The following is a 15,230-nucleotide window of genomic DNA, read 5'->3' as shown; positions in this document are numbered from 1 at the left end:
CGTCGGCTCAACCACCAACTGGGAGTAGCTGATTGAGCCGCGCCTTCCACGCTGATTGAGCCGGGACCGAGCATCGCGAGGACCCGAGTCGAAATCTCCGCAGCCTGCGTTGGGTAGCGACCACGTCGGAGGTGATCACCTTGGCGACGTCGGCCGTCTGAGGTTTCGACACGCCTCGTCGCTACGCTCCTCATCGGCTCAACCACCAACGGCCGGTGGCTGATTGGGTGCGAATCACGTCGACGACGTCGGGTGGCGACCACCTCGAAGGTTCGTCGCTGCGTTCACGGATGCGCCCGATCCCAAGCGACGTCGACAGCGCGTTGCAGATCGGCGGCAGCGAGCCGGGTGGCTGCCGCCGGGGTCTTGGCGTCGTCGGCGGTCAGCTCGATCGGCCGGTTGATCATCACCGCAGGGCCTCGATCCGTGTTCTCGCGGTAGGCGATCCCGATACTGAGCAGAGCCACCCGCCGACCTGCGCCGATGACGCCCTTGACGATGTGACCCATCCCGCTGCCCAGCGGCTGGACATGCGCGGGATCGGTGAGATTGCAGGTCCCCTCGGCGAAGACGGCAATCCAGTCGCCGTCGACCATCCGCTCGACGCAGATGTCGATCATGCGCCGGCCGGGAACCATGGTCTCGCGGACACCGTGGTCCTTGGGCCGGAACACGGGAATCCCGCCCAGGAGGTCGATCTTCCTGCGCTGCTCGGGGTCGACGAACAACGGATCCTTGGCCAGTACCCGCACATGGCCGATATGTGGCCGCACCGCGGAGAGGAAGCCGGTGGCGGCCAGCACGAAAGGATCGGTCTCCCGAACGTGATTGGCCGAGATCACCAGCACGCACCCCTCACGGCGGAGATGACGGATCAGCTGCCTGGCACCGGTCTCGTAGCGCACCTGTGGGCGATACTTCGCCGCCAGTACGGCATACATCGACTTCGCCTTGAGTACCGGCTGCCGATGCTCGCGGTAGAAGTCGTAGACGTTCTCGAAGTCGTTCAGGGTCACATCGACGGTCACGGACATGAACCTACGCTACCGTAACTTACGGAACCGTAGGGGCTGTCTGTCCGAACCCGAACGGCCTCGCGACGAACCAGAGCCGGTCAGTCCGAACCCGGTGAGGCAGAACCGGGTGGCGCGGAAGCGGGTGACGCGGAAGCACTGAGGGCGCCTTCGACCATCCGGGCCAGGGCCTCGGTCAGGACCGTCACGCCGTCGAGCATGTCGTCATCGGCGGTGTACTCGTTCTCGGCATGCGACACGCCGTCGACACTCGGGATGAACAGCATCACGGTGGGGACGAGATCCTTCATGTTGGTCGAGTCGTGCCCGGCACGCGTCCGAACCCGCATCGACCGGAATCCCAGGTCGCCGATCACGGCCTCGGCGAGGGCGACGCCTCCTGCCGGATAGTCGTGCCCCTTCCAGGTGTGGGCGAATCGCTTCTCGATCCGCACATCGGCGGCGATCTCGATCTCGGCGAACATCCGGGTGAGGTCGCGGTCGGCGGCCGCAAGGATGTCGTCCGACGACGACCTCAGATCGAGATGCATGTGCACCTCCCGGGGCACGACGACCGGCGAGTTGGGGTAGACGGTCAGTTGTCCGCACGACGTGTGCAACTCGTCGCCGTAGGTCTCGGCGAGTTCGCGCAGCGCGACGACGATCCGGGCGGCACCGTAGAGCGCGTCCTGGCGATCGGTGATCGCGGTGGCGCCGGTGTGTCCCTGCCACCCGACCACACCGATCTCGTATTTGTTGGCGCCCCAGGTCGACGGCACCACACCGATCGTGACGCCGGCCTTGTCCAGTTCGCGACCCTGCTCGATGTGGATCTCGGCATAGGCGGCCACCCGATCGTCGCGGAAGCGCCCGGCGTCGTCCAGCGGGAACACGTCGTCACCCAGCATGCTGTGGGCACCCAGGGCGTCCTGCACGGTGACCCCGGCGACATCGGCGGTCGCGAGGGCGTCCGCGAGGTCGAGTTTGCCGGTGAACACGCCGCTGCCCTGCATCGACGGGGTGAAACGTGACCCCTCCTCGTTGAACCAGTTGACCACTGCGAGGTTGTATGCGGGCCGCGTCGGACAGGACGGGTCGGTGTACAGGCGACGCAGTCGGTCGAAGGCGTGGGCGGCGGCCAACACCCCATAGGCGCCGTCGAAACGTCCACCCCGCGGCTGGGAGTCCATGTGTGAACCGGCGAGGACAAAGGGTGCGCCCGGAACGAGTTCGAGCAGGCCGAACATGTTGCCGATGCGGTCGAACCGCACCTGGAAGCCGCGCTCGGTCAGCCACGCGGCGAGCCACTTCCGCTGTGCGGCATCGGCATCGGTTGCGGCCTCGCGGTCGACACCGCCCGCCGCGGTGGCCCCGAACGTCGACATCCGCGCGAAGTCGTCGAGAAATGCCTGGCGGTCGTCTGCGCGTGCGGGGACGTGGACGCCCCGTTCCCCGGTCTCGATGGTCATGTTGTCTTCCTCCTCGGACATCGACGTGTCTCAGATGCGGGCGAGCGCAACCGGATTGAGCGCCGGGATGATGTGATCGCCATAGGCGGCGAGAGTCTGATCCTTGCCGTCGTGCTGCAGGTACACCGCGAACTGGTCGACGCCGAGGGCGCGCAGGTCCTCGAGCTTGGCGATGTGCTCGTCGACACCGCCGAGCAGGCAGAACCGGTCGACGATCTCGTCCGGCACGAACTCGGTGTGGCTGTTGCCCGCCCGTCCGTGCTCGTTGTAGTCATAGCCGGTGCGGTTGGCGATGTAGTCGGTGAGCGCCGCAGGAACATCGCCGGCGCCGTCACCGCCATACTTCTCCACCAGGTCGGCGACGTGGTTTCCGACCATCCCGCCGAACCATCGGCATTGTGCGCGTTGATGATCGATGTCGTCACCGACATATGCTGGGGCGGCGACGATGATCGACACGTCGTCGGGATCCCGCCCGGCGTCGACCGCGGCCTGTTTGACCCGCTTCGTGGTCCACTCGATGATCGCCGGATCGGCCAGTTGCAGGATGAACCCGTCACAGTGGGTGCCGATGAGTTCGAGTGCCTTCGGGCCGTATCCGGCGCCGTAGACCGGAAGACGTGAACGGCTCCCCCACGGGAACCGCACGGCGGTGCCGTTGATCTCGACACCGCGGCCGTTGCCGAGTGCGGAGATCACGGTGATCGCCTCGCGCAGGGTGGCCAGCGTGGACGGCTTACCCGAGACCACGCGGACCGCGGAGTCCCCGCGACCGATGCCGCACACCGTCCGATTGCCGTACATCGAGTTCAGCGTCGCGAACGTCGAGGCCGTGACACTCGGATCGCGGGTCACCGGGTTGGTCACCATCGGGCCCACCATGACGGTGCGGGTGGCTGCGAGGATCTGGCTGTAGACCACATTGGGTTCTTGCCACAACACGTGTGAGTCGAAGGTCCACACGTGGGAGAACCCACGATTCTCTGCGGCCACCGCCAGCTCCACGACGCGGGAGGCGGGCGGGTCGTTCTGCATGACGACTCCGAAGTCCATGACGTTCTCCTGATCAGATGAGGTTCTGCGAGAGGGCGCGGGCCACGAACTGCCCGTGGCCGGTCTTGCCGTGGTAGATGCCGTTGTCGACGATCGTCGTGCCGCGGGAGATCACCCGACGGATCGCACCATCGATCTCGAATCCCTCCCACGCGGAGTGGTCGAGGTTCATGTGGTGGGTCTTGCCCAGCCCGATACTGGTGTGCCCCTTCGGATCGTAGAGGACGATGTCGGCGTCGGCCCCCGGTGCGATGATGCCCTTGCGCGGGTACATCCCGAACATCCGTGCCGGTGTGGTCGAGCAGACGTCCACCCACCGCTCCAGACTGATCCGTCCGTCGACGACCCCCTGATACATCAGGTCGACGCGGTGCTCCACTCCCCCGATCCCGTTGGGGATCTTGGAGAAGTCGCCGATACCCATCTCCTTCTGGTCCTTCATGCAGAACGGGCAGTGGTCGGTGGCCACACCTGACACATCGTGGGTGCGGATGAACTTCCAGAGCTCGTCCTGGTGTCCTTCGGCACGCGATCGCAGCGGTGTGGAACACACCCACTTCGCGCCGTCGAAGCCGGCGGCACCGAGTTGCTCCTCCAGCGACAGATACAGGTACTGCGGGCAGGTCTCGGCGAAGACGTTCTTCCCCGCGCCGCGGGCGGTGGCGATCTGTTCGAGAGCCTGTTTCGCGGACACGTGCACGATGTAGAGGGGTGCACCGGTCACGTCGGCCAACATGATCGCGCGGTGGGTGGCCTCCTCCTCGAGCTGCCACGGCCGAGACACCCCGTGGTAGTACGGCGACGTCTCACCCCGACCGATGTGCTGGGCGATCAGCTGGTCGATGGCGATGCCGTTCTCGGCGTGCATCATCATCAGTGCCCCGTTGGCGGCGCACGCCTGCATGGCACGCAGGATCTGGCCGTCGTCGGAGTAGTACACCCCGGGGTAGGCCATGAACAGCTTGAAGCTGGTGACCCCCTCGTTCACGAGTTCGTCCATGGCGCGCAGGGATTCGGCGTTGACGTCGCCGACGATCTGGTGGAAGCCGTAGTCGACGGCACAGTTGCCCGCGGCCTTGGTGTGCCAGAGTTCGAGGGTGTCCTGTAGGCGCTCTCCCGGGGTCTGGATCGCGAAGTCGATGATGGTCGTCGTGCCACCGTGTGCGGCGGCCCGGGTCCCGGTCTCGAAGGTGTCGGCGGCGGTGGTCCCGCCGAACGGCATCTCCATGTGCGTGTGGGCGTCGACGCCGCCGGGGATGACATACATCCCCGACGCGTCGATCACCTCGTCCACGTTGTCGGCCAGTGCCGGACCGAACGGTTGTGCGGCGGGGTCGATCAGTGCGGTGATCCGTTCGCCGTCGACGAGCACGTCGATGCGCTGGCGACCCGTACTGGACACCACGGTGCCGCCGGTGATCAGCGTCGTTGCCATGTTTCACTCCTTGTCGTGACGCCGATACCCCGGTGTTCGAGACTCCGGTGGTCGACATTCCGGGGGCTTTCGGTGTACCGCGGCGTCGGGATGCGGTCGGTCGAGCGGTCAGTGCGGGCTGCGGGCCTGCGTCGGTTCCGTCGTGCCGTCGGCGTGGACGATCAGGTCATCGGTGGCCGAGGGCGCCGACGAGTCCCGGGGCGGCAGTTCGATGTCGAGGTTCTCGGTGGTGGGATCCGGCTGCGGGGCAACGGTCTTGCGCCACGTCCCGATGATCCGCAATGCGTGGTAGACGACCACCGCGGAGATCGCACCCAGTGCGATGCCGCCGAAGCTCAGATCACCGATGGTCCAGGTGAAGTCGGCGATGCCGATCACCAGCGCGATGGCCGCGGTGAACTGGTTGATCGGCTGCGAGAAGTCGACGCGGTTGATCACCCAGATGTGCACGCCGAGGATACCGACCAGACCGTACAGTGCCACGGTGGCACCGCCGAGGACGCCCGGCGGGATGGCGGCGACGGTGGCACCGACCTTCGGGCACAGGCCCAGGACGATCGCGGCGATCGCGGCCACCCAGTAGGCGGCGGTCGAGTACACCTTGGTGGCCGCCATGACGCCGATGTTCTCGGCATAGGTGGTGGTTCCCGAACCGCCGCCGGCGCCGGAGACGGTGGTGGCCAGGCCGTCGGCGAACAGGGCACGGCCCATGTACTTGTCGTTGTCGGTTCCGGTCATCGCGCTGATCGACTTGACGTGACCGATGTTCTCCACCACGAGCACCAGTACCACCGGTATGAACATGGGCATCACCGAGAAGTGGAAGGTGGGGGAAGTGAAGTCGGGCAGGCCGATCCAGGCGGCGTCGGCGATCCCCGAGGTGTCGACCTCGCCGCGGGCGAGGGCGACGAGGTATCCCACCACCACGGCGGCGAACACCGACAGCCGGCCGATCAGACCGCGGAAGAAGACCAGACAGCCGAGCATCAGCGCGAGCACGATGAAACCGGTGACCGGCCCCTGCTCGAAGTTGCTCTTGGCGACCGGCGCCAGGTTGAAGCCGACGAGTGCGACGATCGCACCCGTACAGATCGGTGGCATCAGCTTCTCGATCCAGCCGATACCGACGAAGTGGACGACGGCGCCGATGATCATCACGAGCACGCCGACCGTGATCAGACCACCGAGTGCCCCACCCGGGCCATGCGATGTGGATGCGGCGGTGACCGGGGCGATGATCGCGAAACTCGAACCGAGGTAACTCGGTAACCGGTTGCGGGTGATCAGCAGGAACAGGATGGTGCCGATACCCGAGAACAGCAGTGTGGTGGCCGGCGGGAACCCGGTCAGGACCGGTACCAGGAAGGTGGCGCCGAACATGGCGACGACATGCTGCAAACCGATGCCGATGGTGCCGGGCCATGGCAGCCGCTCATGCGGTGCCACCACCCCGTCGCCATCGGTACGTTGCCAACCGAACAGTGACATGGTGCTCCTCCCCATCGGGCACGTGGCCCGATGGTGATGACTGGTCCGGACGAACCGGACGGTGAATCAGATGTGGTCGACGCCGATGTCGTGGACGACCCCCGCATCGGGGAGGGCATCCGGTTGTGGTGTGGGCGAACGTCAGTGGTCGCCGAGTCGAAGATGGTTGATCCGGAACGCATTTCCCTCCGGATCGAGCAGGACGGATTGCCACGCTCGGTAATACGTGCGGGTAGGGCCGGCGACGCACCGGGCCCCGATGGCCACCGCAGCGGTGGTGAGCCGGTCGACGGACGGTTCGTCGTCGACCTCGACGGTGATGAAGGAGGTGGTACCCGACGTGTCCCGTGGCGGGGTGAGATTCAACAACTGATAGGCGTGCGAGGTGCTGAATCCGAGGATCGTGTCACCGAGTCGGAGTCCGCGGAAGTGCTCCGAACGCAACTCGGTGACCTCGTCGAGACCGAAGACCTCGGCGTAGAACGAACTCAGGGCCACGATGTCGTCGGCGATCACACTCGCGAACGACAGGTAGGGGCCGGACATGGTGTCCTCTCATTCGACAGTTTCTGGGCGATCGATACGGGAACTGCTGTCCCGCAGTGTTTTCGGTGACCGGCTTCGGTGTGTTCCGCGCCGCCGGTGGCGCACGTCCATCGGGCGTGCGGTCACAGATCGAGGACCAGACGTCCACCGGGTGCGCGACTCACACAGGGGATGAACCGCCGACCGGCGGCCTTCGCCCGGTCCGACAGCACCGTGTCGCGATGATCCGGCTCGCCGGACATCAGCGTCTGGACGCATGCACCGCACTCACCGCGAAGACAGTTGGAGTCCAGGCCGTCCCGGGCCGCCATCAGCACCGACAGCGCCGAGCGATCGGACGGGACGACGACGACCTCACCGGTCCGCGCCAGCTCGATCTCGAAGGGTCGGTTCGCCGACACATCCATCAGCCGGCGAAGGAGATGGTCTTCTCGAACTTCGAGGTGAGGTGGTCGCCCGAGCTGATCGGGGCATACCGGGGTTCCTCACCCGGTTCGACGCAACTCGGCAGGCACTCGATCACCGCGTCGTGGTTGGGCTGGTGGAAGAACACCAGACTCATCCGGCGGGTGTTGCCCGCGGCGTCCGGCTGCGGCGGGCGCACCCGGTGGCGGGTGGAGATCCACTGGTCGTTGGTCCACTGGGCCATCAGGTCACCGATGTTGACCACCAGCGCACCGGGCACCACCGGGACCGGTACCCAGTCGCCGTCCTGGGTGAACACCTCCAGCCCGCCCGGGGCCTGCTCCTGGCGCACGATGGTGAGACTGCCGTAGTCGGTGTGCGCACCGGCACGCATCTGGCCGGGCTGCGGCGGGGTGTCCATGTGCGGGTAGTTGATCGCACGCAGCATGCTGATGTCCCGGTCGATCGTGTCGACGAAGTAGTCGGGATCGACGTCGAGGCCGCGGGCGAAGGCACTCATCAGACGCCGTGCGAGCGCGTTCATCTCGCGGAAGTAGGACGTCCAGATCTCTTCCATCCCCTCGGGCCGTGCAGGCCACGTGTTGGGCAGGAAGTGGGGTCCGGAGCTGTCCGGTGAATAGTACGGATCGGAGCGGTCGACGTCGACCGGGCCGACGTCGAACTTCTCGTGCAGGTCCCGCGGCTGCCGGATGTCCTCGCTGTAGGAGAAGGCCTGCTCGCCGATCGAGGAGTAGCCCCGGACGGCCTCCGGGGTGGGTTGCTGGACCAGCCGCTTCTCCTCGGTGCCGAGGGCGAAGAAGTCGTCGGAGACGCGGTACATGGCATCGATGACCTCGTCGGGTACACCATGGTTGACGACCTGGAAGAAGCCGATCTCCCGGCCGGCCTCGTCGAAGGCCTCACCCACGGCGTTCTTGGCGTCCTCGTCGTCCCCGAGCAATGCGGAGACGTCGATGAGGGGCACTACGGTCACGAAAACCTCCTGAGCGACAAAGCAATTGTTCCGACGTGAATGAGTCTGTCGGGTCGCGGACGTCAGAAGAATGGGCACGGTTCACCACATGTGTCCGAGGTGGCTGACCGACCGTCACAGCGGAAACACAGAGGAAACGAACGGACATCTCCCGGTGATGGGACGACGCACCCGCGTAACACGGGCACACGTGCGCCGGGGGATGCGTGGTCCGGGCCGATCGCCGGCCCCGGTTCGGCTACGGGGTGATTCGACGACGGGGTGATTCGTCGACGGGGTGATTCGGCCACGGGGTGATTCGGCCACGGGTGCGATCAGCGACGGGGGAAGTGGTCGAAGGTGGTCTGCCGGACGTACTTCTCCACCAGGTGCGGCCCCGCCAGGAGCTCTTCGGTGTATCCGCCGGAACGGGTCGCCAGGGCGGGCAGCTCGGTGATCGCGGTCGAGTACGACGGATGCTGGTAGAAGGCGAAAGACAGCCGTGAACTCTCGAAGGCGACCGAGCGAGGTGGGTTGACCGTGCGATGGACCGTGACCGGCCACCGGTTGGCGGTCCACTCGGCCAGGAGGTCACCCACGAGGATCACCAGGCGCGACGGCGAGGTGGCGATCTCCAGCCATTCACCGTCCGGATCGAAGACCTGCAGACCGCCGACGGTGGATTCGGCGCACACGATGGTGAACGCGCCGTAGTCGGTGTGGGTGCCGGCCCGGAACTGGTGCGGCAGGGGTTCGGCCACCTGTTCGGGAAAGAACAGCGCCCGCAGCATGCTCAGCTCGTCGGTGAACAGCGGCTCGAAATGATCGCGTGGGAGGTCGAATCCCTCGGCGGTCAGCGAGAGCAGGGCCGCGCCGATCCGACGCTGGTGCCGGTAGTACTCCTCCCACGCCGGACGGAAGCCGGGATGTCCACGTGGCCACAGGTTGACGAAGCGCAGGGTGTACGGGTCGGCGTCGTCGGCAGTGATGTCCAGCGGGCCGATGTCCATCTTCTCCTTGAGGTCACCGTGTGACTCCTCGTCGAGGACGAACGACATGCTCTCCGACCCCACGCCCGACCATCCCCGGACCTGCTGGGGTTCGGGCTGCGCCACCTCATGCCGGATCCGTGGATCGCCGGTGAAGAAGTCCCTGGTGGTGCCGAACAGTTCGGTGGTCAGGTCGGCGGGAATGCCGTGACCGTCCAGGTAGGCGTACCCGACGCTCGACAACGCGGCGTCGAGGAGGTCGAACTGACGGGCGCGTGCGGAGGCCGAAGGACCGCACACGTCGGCAAGGCTGAGCGGCGGGAGCGAGGTCATCCGACTACTGTGCATCATTGGCCGTCCGGCGGCGGGATCCGTTCGGCCGTTGGGCCGCCGTACGGCGGTGTGAACCCCAGGAGGAAGACATGGCGGACCGGGGTGACGTTCCCCTGGCAGCCGAACCGGGGTCATGTCCGGCGGTGACCGTCGCCACATTGGCGGCGCAGACCGAGACGGTGATCGTCACCGAACGCGCCGATACCGGGCACATCATCCGGCGCGTCGTCGACCTCGATGACCGCGACGACGAGATGCCGGTGCCGGGCGAGGGCGATCTCGTGCTCATGACGTGGCGACCCGACCGGGTCGACGGTCCGATGCCCGATCTGGTGGCCCTCCTCGGCCCCGTGCTGCACCATCACGGCCCCGGCGCCGTGATGGTGTGTCCGGCTCGTCCGTTGAACCCGCCGGCGGCGTTCGTGTCCGAGGCCGAGCGGTGCGGGGTCGCGGTCCTGTGGGACCGGGAGTCACGGCCGGGTCTGACCGAACGGGTCCGTCGGCTCGTCGAGCGCCCCCGCGATCCGGAGCCCGGCAGTGAACCGGCAGCCGCCGACATCCCGCAGCGCTTGCTGCGGGCGGCGGCGTCGCCTGCCGAACTGGTGCTGGTTCTCTCCGAGATGGTCAAGGCGCCAGTGGATTTCATCGCCGATGACACCGGTGCCCGAACGGCGGGCCGGGCCGGCACGGGCGTGGGTTCGCGCGGCACCGACATCACCGTCCGGCTCGGCCCACGCTCCTCCCTGGTGATCCGGCGGGCTCGTCCACTCGGGGAGTCCGAGCACGAGATGATCGAGCTGGCACGGCCTCTCCTCGCGCTGCACACGCGGTTGCCGACCATGGGTGACGAGCGCGCGATGGAAGCGGCACGGGCGCTCAAGGACATCCTCGGCGACGATCTCGCCCTCCGGGAACAGGCGGTTCGCCGGAGTCGGCGGCTGACGCTGTTCTCGGGACTCCCGGCGGTCGCGATTGCTGTCGAGGTGTTCAGCGTGTCGGTGAACATGGCAGGGCTGCAACGGCTCCGGGCGCAGATCCACTCGGTGTGTCTGCGCTTCGACGGGGCGTCGGTGACGATCGTCAAAGAGGGTCTGTGTGTCGTGCTCCTGCGTGCCGATGTCGATCTGACGGCAGTCGCCCGCGACATCTGCCGGGCCGTTCCGGTTCCCATCGCCATCGGTTCCGGAGATCCGGCCAGCGACGTCCGCGGCTACACGGGGTCGTTCCGCCAGGCCCGTCGGGCGGCAGCGGTCGGGAGCCGCACGGGCGCGATCAACCGGCTCACCCGGCACGCCGATCTCGGTGTCCTGGCGATCCTCTACCAACTGCCCGAACACGTGCGTCGCGTGTTCGTCGCCGAGACGCTCGGGTCGATCGCCGACAACACCGACGACGCACTCGAACAACGGCGGGTGCTGCGGCTGCTGCTGGCCACCGACTGCAACATCAGCGAATCGGCGCGCCGCCTGTACATCCATCCGAACACGCTGCGCGGGAAGATCACCCGGATCGAGACCATCGTCGGACCGATCATGTCGGATCCCGAACACCGGCTGACCGTGTTCACCGCGTTGCGGATGTTCGCCCTGGACAACAAGACCGACGACCTGGTCGGCTGAGCTCGATCTGATCGGCCGACCGTCGAGGTTCTCGGACCGGCCGTTGACGCAGATCGACGAACGCCGAGCACCGATCGAACACCAGCGTGCCCAGATGTGTTGCGGTGATGGCGAGTTCGCCGCGCCGGGCAGCGAGGTCGAGGTCCGTCACCCTGGCACCGCAGGTGACCTCGTCGGGGCGGTCCGGATGTACGAACACCGGGCTGGTGAACGTGGCGCGGAACCCACGCACCGCCGCCGGGTCGCCCACGAGCGCGGTGACGTGGGCGCCGGCCGGCGCCATCGTCGGCATGGCCTGGGACACCACTGTGTCCAGACCGGCCATCCGGGTGAGCCGGCCGCCGAAGCCGATCGGATCGGGATCCCCGCGATACCCGAGTACTGCACCAGGTCGGCGCGGGTCATGTGTGCGGTGTACTCCCGCAGTGCGTTGTCGCCCTGCCACGCACCGACCGGTGTGGTGGCGGGCCGCGGGGTCCATCGGCGTTGCGGATCGTCGGCGACCATCGTGAGATCGGGTCCGATCGGTTCGGTGACCGGCTCATCGGGGGGCACGATCATCACCCGCCTGGTCTCGTCGGCGATCGCGGGGGTCGACACCACCGCCGCTTCGCGCGAACAGTGATGTCCACCCCGACTGGACCGCGTGCCCGTCGGCGCGCACGAACTCGTACTTGATCACGATCAGGTCGGCGCGAGGTGAGGGACCGAACGAATCGATGGACCCCACGCGCCACACCCGGTCGCCGGCCTGGACCGGCTGAGACCGGCTGGTTCGTGGGGCGGCCCCCTCTGCGGGTCTGGCGGATCTCGGACCCCCGATTCCAGGTGCGGCAGCGTGTGGTCTCGAATCGATGACGAGTCTCGTCCATCACACTTGCTTCGGGTTCACACGGGCCCAACGAGCAGCGGGGTCACGGTCACAGCACGTTCTCGAGGACCAACACCGCCCCGATCCCGATCATCGCCACACCCGACACCCGCGCCACCATCCGCGCCGCCGACGGCCGGGCCCGCAACACCCGCCGCGCACTCAGGCCGACAGCGGCATAGACCGCCGCGCACCCGATGAGGTGGACGGCGCCGAGGGCGGTGATCTGCCAGCCGATCGGCCATCCGGAACCGGCCGTGGTGAACTGCGGTAGCAGGGCGACGATCAGCAGGAACACCTTGGGGTTGAGTGCGCTCACACCGAAACCCTTGCCTGCCCGACGAATCCACGAGATGTCACCCGATGTCTCGGCGATCTGCGGCGTGGGTGGATGGCGCAGGGTCGCGATCCCCAACCATGCGAGGTAGAGCGCGCCGGTGACGGTGACCGCGGTCATCACCTCCGGCGTGCCCGCGATCACCGCGGCGATTCCGGTCGCGACCACCACGGTGGCGAGCACGTGGCCACCGAGCATGCCGCCGATGGCGGGAACCACCGTCCGATCCCGGACCCCGGCAGCGATCGCATACGCCCAATCGGCGCCCGGAGTGAGGACGAACACCAGCGAGACCGCCCAGAATGCGGCGACCGACTGCCATGCCATGCCTACACCTCAACCCTTGTGTCTTCTCGATATCTACTACCGAAACGCTATGCCGGAGACGGGCGGAAATGTTTGCGCACATCTCGTCATGAGCGCTGAACCTGAGTAGATTCTTTCTCATGGATCGGACTGACAAGAAGATTCTTGCGGCGCTGCAATCCGACGGCAGGTTGACCGTCACGGAGCTGGCCGACCGGGTCAACCTGAGCCTGTCCCCCTGCCATCGGCGACTGCGAGCGCTCGAGGCATCCGGGGCGATCCGTGGATATCACGCCCTTCTGGACGCCGGCGGCCTCGGACTCACCTTCGAGGCGCTGATCTTCGTCTCGATGGAGTCGGCCAACCGTGTCGCGATCGACGCGTTCGAAGAGGCGGTCGCCGCCGTCCCCTACGTCCTGCAGGCGCAACGGCTCTTCGGTGACCCCGACTACCTGCTGCGCGTCATCGCACGCGATCAGCAGACTTTCCAGACGATCTACGACGAGCGTCTCGCCACCCTGCCCGGGGTGCGGCGGCTGGTCTCGACGCTGGTGATGAAGACCGTCGTCGAGAATCGGCCCCTCCCGCTGTGAATCTCTGCGGCGGTGATTCTCTGCGGCGGGCCGACCCGCGAAGCTTAGGGCACGCTTAGGAGCGCTGGGACGGCTCGCATTCCGACCCTAGAGTCCTTGCCATGCCGGTCTCCTCAACTCGTGACGTCACCGACGGTTCCTCGGCCGTGGACACTCCGACCGTGCCGATGACCCCCGCACTCGAGGCCTATCTCTGGACCATCTACACGCTCGTCGAGGACGGCGTGGTGCCGCGCCGGGTCCGGATCAGCGAACGGCTCGGGCAGGCCGGACCCACGGTCACCCAGACCGTGGCCCGATTGACCTCGGCCGGGCTGGTGTCCGTCGGAACCGACCACCACGTCCGGTTGACCGACCTCGGGCTCCGCCACGCCGTCGTGGTCGCCAGGCGCCACCGCCTGGCCGAACGCATGCTCACCGAGATCCTCGGGATGCCTGCGCAGGCGGCGCACGCCGAGGCTCTGCGTTGGCAGCACGTGATGACCGAGGACGTCGAACGGTCGATCGCCGCGACCCTCGACGATCCGCGCCGCTCCCCGTGGGGCAACCCCGTCCCCGGACTCGACCTCCTCGGTTTGGCACCCGCCGAGCCGGTCTCCGCGGTCCCGCTGGTCGACCTGGGACCGCCGGGAACCACCGTCACCGGGACCGTCGCGCTGATCGCGGAGAGCGGTCAGGACGATGCCCCGCTGATGGATCGGTTGATCTCCGCCGGGATCATCCCGGGAGCACGGGTCACGGTCCGGGTGCGCCGCAACCACTTCGAGGTACGGGGACTCGACGTCGTCGATCTGCCCCGCAATCGTGGCCACGTACTCCGGGTCGACACCGGGGCGGCCGGCCCGAGCCGAGGGTCGCTGCGGGTGGTGTGAGATCCGCCCGGCCGTGTGGTGACCGACTGCGTGGTGACCGACTGCGTGGTGACAGACCAAGTGTCGACAGACCAAGTGTCGGTAGAACCCACAGTACGGTCAGAGTCCGAACCGGCTGCGCGCCACCATCTCCACGGTGATGACCGCCGCGACCGCGCTCACCGCGAGCAACGCGATCAACACGAACAACTGCATCGCCGCCGCGGCGGTCGTCGACGCGCCACCGAGCACCATGCCCACGAACGCGCCAGGGATCGTCACCAGTCCCACCGACCGGGTCTGATCCAGGCCCGGGATGAGCGCGGTGATCGCGGCCGGACGACAGATCTCCAGGCGCGCGTCCCGCGGGAGGAATCCCAATGACAGTGCTGCCTCCACTTCACCCTTCCGGGTACGCAGTTCGTCATGGGCCCGCTTGCCGGCCAGCGACGTGGTGTTCATCGCGCCACCGAACATGATCCCGGCGGTCGGGATGATCACCAGACCGTTCGCCGGCAGGATCCCGATCAGCACGAGCACGACGACGAGCACCAGCGTCGGAGCCGCGACCGGCAACAGACAACGGAGAAACGCCACCGGCCGGGCACGCCGACCGGTGACCCGACCGGCCGACGTCCACGCCGCCACCGACGCCATCACCACGACGAACAGTGCCGACGCCCACAACCGGCCGATCACGAGTGCCAGGATCGCGGCGAGAGCAGCCAGCTGGACCACCGCGCGCAGGCACGCCACAGCTGTCGTCGTCGCCAATCCCGGCCCGCTCCATCGGTTCACCAGCACCGCCGCCACCGCGAGGACGGCGACGACCACCAGGAGTCCGGGGCCGATCGGGATCAGCGCGCCGTTCAGATTGGTCACCCGCACATCCTGTCGTCCGGCCGGTCGTCGGGCAATCGGCAGGCTTGGACATCGCTGAGGACGATCG

At 67.2% G+C, this 15,230-nt stretch carries 15 protein-coding genes; 4 read left to right on the top strand and 11 right to left on the bottom strand.

All coding sequences use genetic code 11. The features are described 5' to 3' along the window. Positions 1–284: 284 nt before the first annotated feature. From GD1_RS02775 to GD1_RS02735, 9 genes are all read right to left on the bottom strand, one after another. Positions 285–1,034, bottom strand: coding sequence for a 1-acyl-sn-glycerol-3-phosphate acyltransferase (locus GD1_RS02775; RefSeq protein WP_059035465.1), 750 nt, complete (start codon positions 1,032–1,034; stop codon positions 285–287). A gap of 80 nt (positions 1,035–1,114) precedes the next feature. Next, positions 1,115–2,482 (bottom strand): M20 family metallo-hydrolase, encoded by a 1,368-nt coding sequence (locus GD1_RS02770; RefSeq protein ID WP_059035463.1) that lies wholly within the window; start codon positions 2,480–2,482, stop codon positions 1,115–1,117. A 30-nt stretch (positions 2,483–2,512) separates the two neighbouring features. Beyond that, complete coding sequence (locus GD1_RS02765; RefSeq protein WP_059035461.1) at positions 2,513–3,535, bottom strand: TIGR03842 family LLM class F420-dependent oxidoreductase; 1,023 nt, start codon at positions 3,533–3,535, stop codon at positions 2,513–2,515. Positions 3,536–3,548: 13 nt separating this feature from the next. Beyond that, entirely contained in the window at positions 3,549–4,970 is a 1,422-nt protein-coding gene (gene hydA / locus GD1_RS02760; protein WP_059035459.1) for a dihydropyrimidinase, read from the bottom strand. 108 nt (positions 4,971–5,078) lie between these two features. Continuing rightward, a complete protein-coding gene (locus GD1_RS02755) occupies positions 5,079–6,458 on the bottom strand; it encodes a uracil-xanthine permease family protein (RefSeq protein WP_020791361.1) in 1,380 nt (459 codons plus the stop codon). Positions 6,459–6,599: 141 nt separating this feature from the next. Beyond that, on the bottom strand, positions 6,600–7,004 hold the full coding sequence (locus GD1_RS02750; RefSeq protein WP_020791366.1) for a VOC family protein: 405 nt from the start codon (positions 7,002–7,004) through the stop codon (positions 6,600–6,602). 122 nt (positions 7,005–7,126) lie between these two features. Then, positions 7,127–7,405, bottom strand: coding sequence for a 2Fe-2S iron-sulfur cluster-binding protein (locus GD1_RS02745; RefSeq protein WP_373855221.1), 279 nt, complete (start codon positions 7,403–7,405; stop codon positions 7,127–7,129). 5 nt (positions 7,406–7,410) lie between these two features. Next, positions 7,411–8,403, bottom strand: coding sequence for an isopenicillin N synthase family dioxygenase (locus GD1_RS02740; RefSeq protein WP_053776804.1), 993 nt, complete (start codon positions 8,401–8,403; stop codon positions 7,411–7,413). Positions 8,404–8,717: 314 nt separating this feature from the next. Next, positions 8,718–9,704: an isopenicillin N synthase family dioxygenase gene (locus tag GD1_RS02735; RefSeq protein WP_053776803.1), complete on the bottom strand. Its 987-nt coding sequence runs from the start codon at positions 9,702–9,704 to the stop codon at positions 8,718–8,720. Positions 9,705–9,793: 89 nt separating this feature from the next. Between GD1_RS02735 and GD1_RS02730 the strand changes: the two genes are divergently transcribed. After that, on the top strand, positions 9,794–11,323 hold the full coding sequence (locus tag GD1_RS02730; protein WP_059035457.1) for a PucR family transcriptional regulator: 1,530 nt from the start codon (positions 9,794–9,796) through the stop codon (positions 11,321–11,323). A 43-nt stretch (positions 11,324–11,366) separates the two neighbouring features. Then, complete coding sequence (locus GD1_RS25335; protein ID WP_053776801.1) at positions 11,367–11,948, top strand: hypothetical protein; 582 nt, start codon at positions 11,367–11,369, stop codon at positions 11,946–11,948. A 295-nt stretch (positions 11,949–12,243) separates the two neighbouring features. Here the strand turns inward: GD1_RS25335 and GD1_RS02720 are convergent, their stop codons facing one another. Then, on the bottom strand, positions 12,244–12,858 hold the full coding sequence (locus tag GD1_RS02720; RefSeq protein WP_053776800.1) for a LysE family translocator: 615 nt from the start codon (positions 12,856–12,858) through the stop codon (positions 12,244–12,246). 119 nt (positions 12,859–12,977) lie between these two features. On the opposite strand from GD1_RS02720, the gene GD1_RS02715 reads away from it, so the two are divergent. Then, entirely contained in the window at positions 12,978–13,430 is a 453-nt protein-coding gene (locus tag GD1_RS02715) for an Lrp/AsnC family transcriptional regulator (protein WP_020789986.1), read from the top strand. Between the two features lie 101 nt (positions 13,431–13,531). Next, on the top strand, positions 13,532–14,302 hold the full coding sequence (locus tag GD1_RS02710) for a metal-dependent transcriptional regulator (RefSeq protein ID WP_020789990.1): 771 nt from the start codon (positions 13,532–13,534) through the stop codon (positions 14,300–14,302). 99 nt (positions 14,303–14,401) lie between these two features. Here GD1_RS02710 and GD1_RS02705 read toward each other — a convergent pair whose 3' ends face one another. Beyond that, on the bottom strand, positions 14,402–15,163 hold the full coding sequence (locus tag GD1_RS02705) for an ABC transporter permease (RefSeq protein ID WP_053776838.1): 762 nt from the start codon (positions 15,161–15,163) through the stop codon (positions 14,402–14,404). Positions 15,164–15,230 lie beyond the last annotated feature (67 nt).

It is taken from the genome of Gordonia desulfuricans NBRC 100010 (assembly GCF_001485495.1).
In the GTDB taxonomy this organism is placed as follows: domain Bacteria; phylum Actinomycetota; class Actinomycetes; order Mycobacteriales; family Mycobacteriaceae; genus Gordonia; species Gordonia desulfuricans.
Note: the sequence above shows the minus strand (reverse complement) of the source record. Positions and strands in the feature narration are given on the sequence as shown.

Excerpts from the sequence above, each read along its gene's own strand:
- GD1_RS02775 (WP_059035465.1), bottom strand. The coding sequence starts at position 1,034 with ATGTCCGTGACCGTCGATGTGACCCTGAACGACTTCGAGAACGTCTAC.
- GD1_RS02770 (WP_059035463.1), bottom strand. The coding sequence starts at position 2,482 with ATGACCATCGAGACCGGGGAACGGGGCGTCCACGTCCCCGCACGCGCA.
- GD1_RS02765 (WP_059035461.1), bottom strand. The coding sequence starts at position 3,535 with ATGGACTTCGGAGTCGTCATGCAGAACGACCCGCCCGCCTCCCGCGTC.
- hydA (WP_059035459.1), bottom strand. The coding sequence starts at position 4,970 with ATGGCAACGACGCTGATCACCGGCGGCACCGTGGTGTCCAGTACGGGT.
- GD1_RS02755 (WP_020791361.1), bottom strand. The coding sequence starts at position 6,458 with ATGTCACTGTTCGGTTGGCAACGTACCGATGGCGACGGGGTGGTGGCA.
- GD1_RS02750 (WP_020791366.1), bottom strand. The coding sequence starts at position 7,004 with ATGTCCGGCCCCTACCTGTCGTTCGCGAGTGTGATCGCCGACGACATC.
- GD1_RS02735 (WP_053776803.1), bottom strand. The coding sequence starts at position 9,704 with ATGACCTCGCTCCCGCCGCTCAGCCTTGCCGACGTGTGCGGTCCTTCG.
- GD1_RS02730 (WP_059035457.1), top strand. The coding sequence starts at position 9,794 with ATGGCGGACCGGGGTGACGTTCCCCTGGCAGCCGAACCGGGGTCATGT.
- GD1_RS02720 (WP_053776800.1), bottom strand. The coding sequence starts at position 12,858 with ATGGCATGGCAGTCGGTCGCCGCATTCTGGGCGGTCTCGCTGGTGTTC.
- GD1_RS02715 (WP_020789986.1), top strand. The coding sequence starts at position 12,978 with ATGGATCGGACTGACAAGAAGATTCTTGCGGCGCTGCAATCCGACGGC.
- GD1_RS02710 (WP_020789990.1), top strand. The coding sequence starts at position 13,532 with ATGCCGGTCTCCTCAACTCGTGACGTCACCGACGGTTCCTCGGCCGTG.